The 12,827-nt window shown below is 50.0% G+C and carries 12 protein-coding genes and 1 pseudogene; 9 read left to right on the forward strand and 4 right to left on the reverse strand.

Annotated elements, in window-relative coordinates; genetic code table 11:
• The first annotated feature begins 224 nt into the window (after positions 1–224).
• The 3 genes from pgi (at position 225) to ABNT28_RS07060 (ending at position 4,154) form a co-directional block, all read left to right on the forward strand.
• Positions 225–1,763: a glucose-6-phosphate isomerase gene (gene pgi, locus ABNT28_RS07050; RefSeq protein ID WP_348721275.1), complete on the forward strand. Its 1,539-nt coding sequence runs from the start codon at positions 225–227 to the stop codon at positions 1,761–1,763.
• Entirely contained in the window at positions 1,760–2,713 is a 954-nt protein-coding gene (locus tag ABNT28_RS07055) for a hypothetical protein (RefSeq protein WP_332924136.1), read from the forward strand. The genes pgi and ABNT28_RS07055 overlap by 4 nt, the downstream gene beginning before the upstream one ends.
• 298 nt (positions 2,714–3,011) lie before the next feature.
• Positions 3,012–4,154, forward strand: coding sequence for an aminotransferase class V-fold PLP-dependent enzyme (locus tag ABNT28_RS07060; RefSeq protein ID WP_348721277.1), 1,143 nt, complete (start codon positions 3,012–3,014; stop codon positions 4,152–4,154).
• Here the strand turns inward: ABNT28_RS07060 and ABNT28_RS07065 are convergent.
• Positions 4,147–4,356 (reverse strand): diguanylate cyclase, encoded by a 210-nt coding sequence (locus ABNT28_RS07065; protein ID WP_332924134.1) that lies wholly within the window; start codon positions 4,354–4,356, stop codon positions 4,147–4,149. The genes ABNT28_RS07060 and ABNT28_RS07065 overlap by 8 nt on opposite strands.
• 81 nt (positions 4,357–4,437) lie before the next feature.
• Positions 4,438–4,704, reverse strand: coding sequence for a GIY-YIG nuclease family protein (locus tag ABNT28_RS07070; protein WP_332924133.1), 267 nt, complete (start codon positions 4,702–4,704; stop codon positions 4,438–4,440).
• A 90-nt stretch (positions 4,705–4,794) separates the two neighbouring features.
• On the opposite strand from ABNT28_RS07070, the gene ABNT28_RS07075 reads away from it, so the two are divergent.
• Positions 4,795–5,979 (forward strand): NAD(P)/FAD-dependent oxidoreductase, encoded by a 1,185-nt coding sequence (locus ABNT28_RS07075; protein ID WP_332924132.1) that lies wholly within the window; start codon positions 4,795–4,797, stop codon positions 5,977–5,979.
• Between the two features lie 6 nt (positions 5,980–5,985).
• On the opposite strand, the gene ABNT28_RS07080 is transcribed toward ABNT28_RS07075, so the two are convergent.
• Both ABNT28_RS07080 and ABNT28_RS07085 read right to left on the reverse strand, forming a co-directional pair.
• Complete coding sequence (locus ABNT28_RS07080; protein ID WP_332924131.1) at positions 5,986–6,639, reverse strand: carbonic anhydrase; 654 nt, start codon at positions 6,637–6,639, stop codon at positions 5,986–5,988.
• A gap of 130 nt (positions 6,640–6,769) precedes the next feature.
• A complete protein-coding gene (locus ABNT28_RS07085; RefSeq protein ID WP_332924130.1) occupies positions 6,770–7,705 on the reverse strand; it encodes a LysR family transcriptional regulator in 936 nt (311 codons plus the stop codon).
• Between the two features lie 254 nt (positions 7,706–7,959).
• On the opposite strand from ABNT28_RS07085, the gene ABNT28_RS07090 reads away from it, so the two are divergent.
• The 5 genes and pseudogenes from ABNT28_RS07090 to ABNT28_RS07110 form a co-directional block, all read left to right on the forward strand.
• Positions 7,960–8,298 carry a P-II family nitrogen regulator gene (locus ABNT28_RS07090; RefSeq protein ID WP_332924129.1) on the forward strand — a complete coding sequence of 113 codons (339 nt, stop codon included), beginning with the start codon at positions 7,960–7,962 and terminating at the stop codon, positions 8,296–8,298.
• A 16-nt stretch (positions 8,299–8,314) separates the two neighbouring features.
• Positions 8,315–9,640: an ammonium transporter gene (locus tag ABNT28_RS07095; protein WP_348721278.1), complete on the forward strand. Its 1,326-nt coding sequence runs from the start codon at positions 8,315–8,317 to the stop codon at positions 9,638–9,640.
• 190 nt (positions 9,641–9,830) lie between these two features.
• A complete protein-coding gene (locus ABNT28_RS07100) occupies positions 9,831–11,450 on the forward strand; it encodes an ABC transporter ATP-binding protein (protein ID WP_332924127.1) in 1,620 nt (539 codons plus the stop codon).
• Positions 11,447–12,562, forward strand: a complete 1,116-nt coding sequence (locus tag ABNT28_RS07105; RefSeq protein ID WP_332924126.1) for an ABC transporter permease — start codon at positions 11,447–11,449, stop codon at positions 12,560–12,562. Before ABNT28_RS07100 ends, ABNT28_RS07105 begins: the two co-directional genes overlap by 4 nt.
• Positions 12,562–12,827: pseudogene (locus ABNT28_RS07110) on the forward strand (ABC transporter permease); the annotation flags it as partial. The gene ABNT28_RS07105 and the pseudogene ABNT28_RS07110, both read left to right, overlap by 1 nt.

Here is a 12,827-nt window from a genome sequence, read left to right on the forward strand (position 1 = left end):
CGCTGGCGGCGGCAAGGCCGGAAATGCCTGCGCCAATTATCACAAGATCAAAAATCACATCATCAGTCACGTCAGATACTCCACAACATCACCAAACGTAAATATAGTATTATTCTTTGGCTAGGCGCATGGTCATATCATGCCCTATAATAGCTATCCATGATAAAGGGGATGCTGGTGGTTAAAAAGCTTTATCCCTACTCATTACCTATGCGGAGCGCATCATGCTAACCCAGACAAAATCTTATGTAACCTTGAAGGATCATGCCAAGCGGCTTGGTGATGTTAAGCTGGCTGATCTGATTCAAGATACGGCGCGCGCACAAAAAATGGTGTTTACCAACGATGATCTAGAAGTTGATATAGCGCGTCAGCATATTGATATGGCGGCGCTTGAGGCGCTTCTGGGGTTGGCTGAGGATGCCAATATTGCCGAAAAGCGTGATGCCATGTTTGCCGGTGAAGCGATCAATAAAAGCGAAAACCGGCCTGTCGTGCATGCCGCATTACGTAGTCCGGAAACACGCGCCAGTACCCGCTATCAAAAGATGATGACATTTGCCGAACATACACGCAAGGCCGGCGCGTATGACGACATTATCAATATTGGTATCGGCGGGTCGGATCTAGGGCCAGCGATGGTGGCGATGGCACTGGCGCCTTTTGCGTCTGGTGCGCGGGTGCATTATGTATCAAATGTTGATCCCAGCCATTTACATGATGTGCTGGCAGGCTGTGCCGCACCGCGCAGTCTGGTGATTGTAACGTCCAAAACCTTTACCACCGCAGAAACCATGCGTAATGCCAGCCTGGCAAAGTCATGGCTTGAAGCGGGTGGCGGCGATAGCAACAAGCAGATGGCGGCGGTTACCGCGGCGGCAAACAAGGCGGCTGACTGGGGCATTGATCCGGCGCAGATATTTGATTTTGAAGCTGGCGTTGGTGGGCGTTATTCGCTGTGGTCGGCGGTTGGTTTGCCGGTAATGCTGGCGATTGGCGCGGATCAATTTGCGACATTTCTGCAAGGTGGCGCGTCGATGGATGTGCATTTCAAGACCGCACCGCTGGCCGAGAATATACCTGTATTGCTGGGGCTATTGCGTGTCTGGAACCGGAATTTTCTGGGCTATGCTACACATGGAATCATGCCCTATGACCAGCGTTTGGCGCGGGTCCCAGCCTGGGCACAACAGCTGGAAATGGAATCGAATGGCAAATCGGTGTCGCGCGACGGCGATGCACTTGATTATGCGACCGCGCCTGTGATCTGGGGCGAAGCTGGCACCGGATGCCAGCATTCATTCTTTCAGGCCCTGCATCAAGGGCGTGATATTGTGCCGCTTGATATTATATTTCCCCGACATCCAGTTGGCCTACATCTGGCTGATGCGTGGCCAGATAACAGCTGGCAGGACAGTCATCAGGTGCTGGTGGTCAATGCGCTGGCACAGGCCGAAGCCTTGGCACTTGGCCGTGAAAATACCGAACAGCCACATAAGAGTTTTGCAGGGGGGCGGCCATCAACAGTGATGAGCTGGGATCAGACAACGCCATTTGCACTGGGGCGGCTGCTGGCTTTGTATGAGCATGTGACAATTGTCAGTGGCTTTTTGTGGGATGTGAACAGTTTTGACCAATGGGGGGTCGAACTTGGCAAGGAAATGGCAACCTCGTTTGAGGCGCATCTGAAAGCGGGGACTATCCCCGATGGGATGAGCCCGACAGCCGCCAATCTTCTGGCGCGCCTTGCCGCACAAGAATGAAGCAGACAGTGTCAGATGATCCAGTGACAGATGATGAAGCACGTATAAAAGACTGGCAGTATTTTATCGGGATTGACTGGTCAGGTGCCAAAGGTATCACGCATCAGGGGATACAGCTTGCCATCGCCCAGTCCGGACGCGGCGCACCTGTTGGGATTTATCCACCTGATAGCACCGAATGGAGCCGTGAGGCGGTGCGCGATTATTTGATTGATCTGGTTCTTTCAGAGACAAGGACGGGATCGATTTTGGTCGGGATTGATTTTGCCTTTGCACATCCCTTTCATGATCTGGACAGCTATTTCCCCGGCCAAGACATGTCACCCAGAACCGCCGCCGAATTGTGGCAGCTTGTCGAGGATGTGAATAAAGATAATCCGCATCTTTACGGTGGTGCGATGTTCTCCACAGCGCCATGGGGCGATTATTATCTGGCGCCACCAGCCTATGGCAAAACAGCGCCGCTTTATCAATCGCGCCGTCGCATGGCTGAGACCGCATGCCGTGAGGCTGGCCGCAGCCCATCGCCAACATTCAAGGCGGTTGGTGCCGATAATGTGGCTACCGGTTCGATGGCAGGGATGCGTCTGTTGCATCAGTTGAAAATGCGTCTAGGCACACAGGTGGCGATGTGGCCCTTTGATGATCTGGATGTGGTAACAGCAGCGTCATTGACGCTGGTAGAAATTTTCCCAAGCTATCATTTCCACCGTGCAGGATTTGATCCGGCGAATAAGGCCGCACGCGATGCCAGATTTATGTCGGATGCGCTGGCAGCCTATGACAGTGACGGGGTGCCGCCAGATTATGCGCCACGTGGGCGTGATGCCGATGAAGCAGACGCGATGATCGCGGCGGCGGCATTACGCTTTTTCGCGCCAGACCATTCCTATTGGCAAAGGCCGGAACACGCCAAGCGCGAAGGCTGGATTTTCGGTGTGTCTTTTTAAATCTAAAATCACTATTTTAAAATAGCACTATTGGAAAACCCCAAGCTTGCATCCTCAAAACGCCAAAATGTCGCCAATCTGCCCGATATGCCGTATGCGCGGTGATATTGTTTCGATGGGTGTTTGTGATGCTGGCAAACATGGCTCTTTCCTTTGAAATCATCTGTAAGGATAAGAATATCAGTTCATATTTAATGAAACGTTAATGCGACCATTGTTGTTTGTTTGCTTTGCTGGTGCATGCGTCCTAGAGTTAGCTAAGTGATTGCATAATTTATTTTTGACAGGAGACGTCATCATGCCTGCATTATTGCCTGATATTGATCCCGATGGATTGCTTGAATATTCAGTGGTGTTCACTGACCGCTCGTTAAATTCAATGTCACAGCGGTTTCAGACAGTCATGCGGGATATTTCCGGTGCTTTGAAGCGTGCTTATAACGCACATTCGGTGATCGCCATTCCGGGGGGTGGTACCTATGGGATGGAAGCAATTGCCCGGCAATTTGCCGATGACCAGCATGTGATGATTATCCGCAATGGCTGGTTCAGTTTCCGCTGGAGCGAGATTCTGGAAAAAGGCAAGATTGCCAAAAGCAGCACGGTGCTGGCGGCGTCACGGCAACAGGGCGAAGATGGTGATAATCGCCAGATGCCTTTTGCGCCCTATCCCATTGATGATGTCTGTACGCAGATTGCGCTGGAAAAGCCGGCGGTGGTTTTTGCCCCGCATGTGGAAACATCGGCTGGCATGATGTTACCGGATGATTATATTCGCGCCGTGTCCGATGCCGTGCATGCGGTAGGCGGGCTGTTCGTGCTTGATTGCGTTGCGTCAGGTGCCTTGTGGGTTGATATGAAGGCCTGCGGCGTTGATGTGTTGCTGAGCGCGCCACAAAAGGGGTGGAGCGCATCACCCTGTAGCGGGCTGGTCATGCTGTCGCAAACGGCGCGGGACAAAATCGAAGATACGAATGCCGCCAGCTATGTTTGCGATCTTAAAAAATGGCTGGGGATTATGGAAATCTATGAAAATGGCGGCCATGCCTATCATGCGACGATGCCGACCGATGCCTTGGCCGTGTTTCGTGATGCGTTGCTGGAAACCGAAGCCTATGGCTTTGCGAAAACCCGTCAGGAGCAGATTGATCTTGGCGCGGCGATACGTAGCCTTTTGGAAAGTCGAGGGTTTCGATCGGTTGCCGCATCCGGTTTTCAAGCACCATCAGTGGTTGTCAGTTTCACCGATGATGACAATCTGAAAAATGGCAGTAAATTTGCTGCTAACGGGGTGCAGATAGCCGCTGGTGTGCCGCTGGAATGCGGCGAAGGGCCAGATTATAAAAGCTTTCGGATAGGGCTTTTTGGGCTGGATAAGCTACATAATTGTGATCGTACGGTCGCCAATTTTGCGGCGGCACTGGATAAAATCGTCAGCTAGCCAACTGTGCCATATATGTTGTGCTATACCAGTCAAACATCATAACACAGGCGATGATGACAGTGGCAAAACCAACATAATGCAAGATCCGCTTGGCACGGTTTGACATGTTGCTTTTGGTGATAAAAACCGAGGCAAGATAAAGCGCCCCCACAAGAAGCAGGAACCCAAGGCCGCCAACAAGAACAATATCGATTTTCATGTAACCCTCTGACATAAGTTTATTTGTTTATGTCTAGCAAGGCATGGGATGAGGCGCACGTGAAATCGGCGGTGTGCTGTATCATTCTGGCTTTTGTTCAGAAGCGCAGATGGCGCATAAAGCCAGCTTGGCATGACGGGGTAGGGCTTTGATGGCATATTCGCGCTGGCTGGCATGGCTACGATCCTGACAGGTTTCATGATAGATCAGAACGAAGGGGCCGCGCCCTTTGGTATATTTTGCCCCAAGCCCAGCTGTATGTGCGTCGATACGGGCATCCAGATCATTGGTGATGCCGGTATAAAGGCTGTTATCGGCACATTTAAGAATATAGACGACCCATTGCATCGAAGGCTTCACCCGGTAGCTTGTTTAGCGTATGCATAGCTTTACGCGAAAAAGGCCGATTAGGGTATGACTTATCTGGGTATGAATTAAATGCGCTTTTCTTATGATGTGGTGATTATCGGTGCTGGAGCTGCCGGATTGATGTGTGCGATTGAGGCAGGCAAGCGTGGCCGTCAGGTGATCGTGCTGGATCATGCGCGCAAGATTGCCGAAAAAATCCGCATTTCAGGGGGTGGCCGATGTAATTTTACCAATCGATATGCTCATCCTGATGCATTTCTGTCGCATAATCCGCATTTCATGAAATCAGCACTTCAGCAATATTCGCAACATGATTTTGTGGCCTTGGTTGAAAAGCATGGTATTGCCTATCATGAAAAGAAGCTGGGCCAGCTATTCTGTGATGAATCGGCGCAGGATATTATCAGCATGCTGTTGGATGAATGCGCTGATGCCGGCGTCACGATAAGCAACGAAACACATATTTCGGCAGTAGAGCATGCACCAAAAAGCGGTTTTACGGTCAGTGCCGATCGCGGCATGTATGATGCGCAGTCGCTTGTGATTGCCAGTGGTGGCTTGTCGATTCCAAAAATTGGGGCTACCGGCTTTGGCTATGATATAGCGCAGCAATTCGGGCTTGGTATCCGCCAAACAAGTGCGGGTCTTGTGCCTTTGACATTTGCCGCTGATCTGTTGGCGCGGTGCAAGGATATTTCAGGCCTGTCGGTCGAGGCCGAAGTGCAGTGCGGCAAAACGCAATTTGCCGAAGGGCTTTTATTCACGCATCGGGGGTTGAGCGGGCCATCAATTTTGCAAATTTCATCCTATTGGGACGCTGGGCAGACACTTTCGGTCAATCTGGCACCTACACAGGATATGGGCGCCGTGATGACCAACAGAAAGCGGAGTCACCCAAAACAGGATGCGCAAACGATCTTGTCCGAATTCATGCCAAAGCGGTTGGCTAGTCTGTTCTGTGCGCTTCATGACAGTAGCGGCAAGGTGGCCGATATGGCGGATAAAAAGCTGGCGGCATTGGGAATGGCGGTTAATGACTGGCAGATTTTGCCAAATGGCACCGAGGGCTATCGCACCGCCGAGGTAACGCTGGGCGGGGTTGATACCGATGATTTGTCGTCAAAAACAATGGCCGCACGCCAGATTGAAGGCCTGTATTTCATTGGCGAAGTCGTCGATGTGACAGGCCATCTTGGTGGTTACAATTTTCAATGGGCCTGGTCGTCAGGCTATGTAGCAGGACAATATGCCTGATGATGGTCAGGTGACCTGTTCGAAATTGTCACTTTTGACATTGTAGAAATAAAGATCGCCTTCACCAATATCGTTCCATAACCCGTGTAATGACAGCGTGTCATTTTCAACCGCCTGTTTGATAAAGGGAAAGCTCATCAGATTTTCCAGCGACACTAGCACTCCTTCACGTTCCAGTGCGGCAATCTGCTTTTCTTCGGTATCCAAATGTTTGATACGTTCAAAACCGGGACGCAGGATATCCATCCAACGGCCAACAAAGCTGGTACTTTCTTCGAGTTCAGGTGCTTTGCCCGAACACATCTGATGACAGCCATTGACGCCGCCGCATCCCGAATGGCCAAGCACAATGATATGCGCGACGCCCAAACTTGTGACGGCATATTCAACCGCCGCCGAGGTGCCGTGATAATCGCCTGTCGGTGAATAGGGCGGTACCAGATTGGCAACATTACGGTGAATGAAGAATTCGCCTGTATCAGACCCGAACATCGCGGTTACATGAACGCGGCTGTCACAGCATGAAATGACCATTGCGCGTGGATGTTGTCCTTCTTCTGCCAGATGTTTGTACCAGACTTTGTTTTCGACAAATTTGGTAGCTTTCCATCCCTGAAATCTCTGGATCAAATAGGCAGGTAGGGGGGCGGCATTCGTCATTTGTTTATCCTGATCATGTTTGAATTTGGTTCAAAACAAAGATTTATTTTAGCGTTCATGCTCACAAAAATCTAGATGGGTATATGACTATCTATCAATGAGATGTCCATAATTAATCTTGTTATAGTCTCTATTGATTAAAATCATCCGGATAGCGATGACCCAGCATGTGAATGATATCGTCGAGGAATTTTGCGGCAGCAACAGGCAGAACGCGGCCTTTTAACTGGCCTATATGCAATATGCCAGCTGGCACATCGTCGGTATCAAAGGGGCGCGCCACAATGTCAGATGTTGTTTTCGTTTGCCTTGATGTGATGCCAGGTTCAAGGCTGATAGGAATCTGGAATGAAATGGCATGTTCGTGAATAAGATAATTCTGCATGAATTCAAAGCTGTCTGATTCAATGATCATATTCATTGTCATGTTGCGCTTCATCTGCCCCACATCAAGCAGTTGTCGAACCCCGCTTTTGCCCGTCGGCATGACCGCAGGCACATCAATGCAATCGCGCAGACGGATCACGTCCTTTTGCGCCAAAGGATGCGACGCAGACATCAGACAATGGACAGTTTGGCGGGCGGTGGCAATGACCTGAAAATCTGTTGTGCGTATGGGTGCAAAAACAAAAGCAAGGTCGGCATCAAGCGATAAAAGTGATGCTTCGGCGGCATCGCCATATTGGCGCAATAATTCAAACGTTACAGCATTATGTTCGCGGCGGTAATTGGCAACTAGCTCAGGCAGAAAGAAGCGAAGCACATCGGCACCACCAGCAATTTTGACATGACCGCGGCGGACACCAGTTAAATCGGATATCTGGGATTGAACACGGGCTAGGTCGGCGATTTGGTTTCGGACATGCTGGACAAATAATTCACCAGCCGTGTTCAGGCGCACCCCGCTGGGCAGTCGCTCGAAAAGTGGTTGTCCGATCTCATCTTCCACTTGCAAAATGCGACGATTCAATGCGGTCGAGGTAATAGCTAGCTTTTCGGCCGCTTTGCGGATTGATTTTTCGCGCGCGACGGCATCTATAAAGCGCAAATTGGTCATATGACGCATATCTTTGTCCTCAACATTGCTTCGCATTAAGCGATTTATGCATTAATTATCGCTGATTATCATGGTGATGCAAAAAACGCATCACCATAATGCAAAATGAGCAGAATTTTTTTTCAGCATAGTTGGTTAGAAACTTATAAGCGCCTTTATGAGGGCGCCTGTCGTGCGTGCATTCAAAACCGAATGTTCCAAGATGATTTACAGGAGGGGGCGTCGCGCCGAAGCAAAGCGACCGACCCAAGGAAGGATTGAGTATGAAATATATAGTGGCAATTATTCAACCAAGTCGGCTTACGGCGGTGCATGAAGCATTGGTAGCTGTTGGTGTGGAAGGGCTGACGTCAAGTGAAGTTCAAGGATATGGACGGCAGAAAGGCAAAAGCGAAATCTATCGCGGTGCTGAATATACAGTGCATTTCCTGCCCAAAGTAAAGATCGAGCTCGCTGTTGCTGCTGATATGGCAGACAAAGCGGTAGAAGCGATCAAGAGTGTCAGCGCTACAGGCAAGATCGGCGATGGCAAAATTTTCATTTTGAATCTTGAAGATGCAATGCGCATTCGCACCGGTGAAACCGGTGTTGATGCTCTGTAGGAAAAAGGAGTTTCTAATGCGTAATTTTAACAAATTTCTTGGCGTAGCGGTTGCCACTGTTGCAGCTGTAGCCTTGCCGACGATGGCGTTTGCTCAGGAACTTCCTGAACATGGCGTCTATATCATGAATTCGGTTCTGTTCCTGATGGCAGGTTTTCTGGTCATGTTTATGGCCTGTGGATTTTGTATGCTTGAGGCAGGTCTTGTGCGTGCCAAAAACACGACAATGCAGTTGACCAAAAACATGGCGTTATTCTCGATTGCCGCCGTTGGATATTATTTGATGGGGTATAACCTGATGTATCCGCTTGGCGATTGGTCAATCGAAGGATATTTCTCAGGTCTTTTCCCAGCTGTAGCGGTTATGGAAGCTGTTGGCATTAGTGCTGAAGGTGCTGATGATATTAGCTATGCATCAACAGGTTCGGATTATTTCTTTCAGCTGATGTTCTGTGCGGCAACGGCGTCAATTGTGTCTGGTACGGTTGCTGAACGTGTCAAGCTCTGGCCTTTCCTTGTCTTTACGCTTGTTCTGACAGCCTTTATCTATCCATTACAGGCAAGCTGGAAATGGGGCGGTGGTTTCCTTGACGAAATGGGCTTCCTCGATTTTGCTGGTTCGACTGTTGTGCATTCGGTCGGTGGCTGGGCGGCTCTGGCTGGCGCGTTGGTTATCGGTGCCCGTACAGGTAAATATAAAGACGGCAGAGTGATCCCCATGCCAGGCGCGAATTTGCCTTTGGCAACGCTTGGAACCTTTATTCTGTGGCTTGGCTGGTTTGGCTTTAATGGCGGATCGCAGTTGGCGATGGGAACTATTGGTGATGTCGCTGATGTCTCACGTATCTTTGCCAATACAAATGCCGCCGCAGCTGGTGGTTCGATTGCGGCTTTAATACTGACACAGATTTTCTACAAAAAAGTCGATTTGACAATGGTGCTGAATGGCGCGTTGGCAGGTCTGGTTTCGATCACGGCTGAACCTTTGACACCAACATTGGGTGCAGCGACGCTGATTGGTGCTGTCGGTGGTGTGATTGTGGTCTTTGCTGTGCCGTTCTTGGACAAGCTGAAAATCGATGATGTCGTGGGTGCGATCCCTGTCCATCTGATTGCTGGAATCTGGGGTACACTTGCGGTGCCACTGACCAACAGTGATGCCAGCTTTGGAACGCAGATTACCAGTATCGTAATAGTTGGCGTGTTCACTTTTGTTGTATCCTACATCGTGTGGATGCTACTCAAAATGTTCATGGGTGTGCGGGTCAGCGAAGAAGATGAAATTGCGGGTCTGGATAATGCTGAATTGGGAATGGAAGCCTATCCTGAATTCACCCGATAGCAGATCATGCGTTTTTTAAAATGAATAGTACCGGCTTCATCCTTGATGAGGCCGGTTTTCTTTTTGAAGGGAATAAAGCACATGTATATGCACTTTACTTTTCACCTCCGTTGACATTAGGTTTAACTGCTATTTGCTATTTGCTTGTGGATAGTCAAGATTGCTTTAGTGAGGCTCAATAACCTTGAATATGACGACTGAAACGGACACTGGTTCAGTGTTGCTTGAAGCTGAAAAAATGACCAAAACCTTTGGTGATTTTACGGCTAACGATGATGTTGATTTCGTTATCCGTGCTGGAGAAATTCACGCTTTACTTGGCGAGAATGGTGCAGGCAAATCCACTTTTGTTAAAATGATTTATGGGCTGATGCAGCCTGACGCGGGTCGAATCATGTGGCGTGGCAAGGCTGTCACTATAAATGGACCACAACATGCCCGGGACATGGGTATCGGCATGGTGTTTCAGCATTTTTCGCTGTTTGAGGCGCTGACTGTTGTTGAAAATATCCAGCTGGCCTTGCCCGCAGGTGAGCATACCGACGATCTGGCCAACCGCGTGCGCCAGATTTCAGAAGAATACGGTATCAGCGTTGATCCCTATGCGCGCATTCATAATCTGTCCGTTGGCGAACAACAGCGTGTTGAAATTATGCGCTGTCTTTTGCAGGATCCGTCCTTGCTGATAATGGATGAGCCAACATCGGTTTTGACACCGCAGGAAACCGACCAGCTATTTACCGTCTTGCGGCGATTCCGTGACAATGGCATGGCAGTTTTGTTCATTTCGCACAAGCTGGACGAAATCAAGGCTCTGACCTCGCGCGCGACAGTGTTACGACGGGGACAGAATGTCGGTTCGGTTGACACCAAGTCAAAATCCAGCCGCCAGCTTGCCGAAATGATGGTTGGCGCCAAAGTTCAGAATGTGACCCGCCAGAAAGCCAATGCAAAAGGGCAGATTATTTTCAGTGTCGATGGCCTTAATCGTTCCAAGCATAACCAGTTTTCTACTGCCCTTCGTGATATTACGATTGCCGCCCGAAGTGGAGAAATTTTGGGCATTGCCGGTATTGCTGGAAATGGACAGGATGAATTGATGTCTTCCCTGATGGGCGAATGGTGCCCACGGGATAGCAATATCATAAAAATTGACGGCAAGGATGTCTCGCAGCTTGGCCCCGCCCAGCGTCGGCTAGCTGGCCTTGGTTTTGTACCTGAAGAACGTAATGGACATGCCGCCGTTACCAGCATGACATTATCAGAAAACACCTTGCTGACAGCGCATTCCCTAGATGGTGCCATAAACCGGAACTTGATTGATTTCAGCTTTCTGCAACGTCGTGCCGCGCAGATCATCAAGTCTTTTGATGTGCGCACTCCCGAAAATGATCCGATGGCGTCTTCGCTGTCAGGTGGTAATTTACAGAAATTTGTCGTTGGCCGCGAAATTATAAAAGCACCAAAAGTTCTGATTGTTTCGCAACCAACATGGGGCGTTGATATTGGTGCTGCCGTATTTATCCGTAAGGCCATGCTGGAACTGGCTGCTGCTGGTTCAGCCGTGATTATGCTATCGCAGGACCTTGAAGAAATTTTTGCCGTTTCGCACAAGATTAGTGTGCTACATGAAGGCAGGCTATCAGCCGCCGCCGATACAGGTGATATGACAGCCGAGCGTGTTGGATTGCTGATGGGCGGCATGCAAGATACCGTCACAGAATCGCCAAGATCGAAATCAGCGTCAAAGCGCGCCACCCCGCAAAAAACAGGTAACCCGCAAAAAACAGGTAAAAGGAGTGCGTCATGATTACTCTGACGCCCCGCAAATCGGTCTCGCTAGCGATGACATTGGGCATTCCGGTGCTTGCCATTGCTATGACATTGGTCATTGGTGCGATCATTTTTGCCATTCTGGGATATAGCCCGGGTGCGGCCTTGTATCAGTTTTTTATCGCGCCAGTGTCACGGCCAGATCAGGTTGCCGATCTATTTGTCAAAGCCTGTCCGCTGATTGTGATCGCCTGTGGTCTGGTGTTCTGTTATCGCGCGAATGTCTGGAATATTGGTGCCGAGGGGCAGTTGATTTTGGGGGCGGTGTTTTCTGGTTGGGTGGCGCTGACCTATCCTGATCTGCCAGCATATCTGATGATGCCCGCGATGATTATAGCCGCCATGATCGGCGGGCTGTTATGGGCGATGATTCCAGCATTATTGAAGGTGCGCTTCAATACCAACGAAATTCTGGTGTCTTTGATGCTGACCTATGTTGGCGCGCTGTTCATTGACTGGCTGGTGCGCGGGCCGTGGCGTGATCCCATGTCATTCGGGTTTCCGCTGACCAAAATGTATGAAGATGCCGCGCTCATCAGCCTTGTGAACATTCCGGGAATCGGCACGCTTGGCCAGTTGCATTGGGGCGTATTTGGGGCTTTGTTATTGTCGGTTGCCGCGTGGTTTGTATTATCGCGGACATTGGCAGGCTTTCAGGTAAAGGTTATGGGGGATGCCCCGCGTGCGGGGGTGTTTGCTGGTTTCAGCCCTGCCATGACAACAATCGCCGTGCTGGCGGTTTCAGGCGCGACAGCTGGTTTGGCTGGGATGATTGAAGTATCGGCAAATATTGGCCAGCTTCAGCCAAATATTTCATTTGGCTATGGCTTTACAGCTATCATTGTGGCGTTTCTGGCACGGCTTAATCCTTTGGCGGTAATCATTGCCGGACTGGTTGTGGCGCTGGCCGAACTTGGTGGCGACTCGGCACAGATCGCGCTTGGCATGCCCAAGGTCGTGACCGGCGTATTCAAGGGTATATTGTTATTCATGCTGCTTGCTGGCGAGACATTCAACAGGTTCCATGTGGCAATTAAGTTGCCAGTCATGTTTGGTGGACAGGCTGATTCCGCGAAGAAGGAAGCATAATGGAGCAGTTGATTCTGACAATTCTACTGACTTCGGTACCGCTTGTTTTTGCGGCGTTAGGTGAATTGATTACCGAACGAAGCGGGGTACTGAATCTGGGTGTTGAAGGTATGATGCTGATGGGGGCGGTGTCGGCCTTTGCCGCTGCCATGTTAACAGGCAATGCCTATATAGGTATTATCGCTGGTGGAATGGCTGGCGCGCTGACCGCTTTTATCTTTGCGATTTTTTTTCTTGGGCTGGCAACAAATCAGGTGGCAACAGG

Source organism: uncultured Candidatus Puniceispirillum sp., from assembly GCF_963979125.1.
Taxonomy (GTDB): Bacteria; Pseudomonadota; Alphaproteobacteria; order Puniceispirillales; family Puniceispirillaceae; genus Puniceispirillum.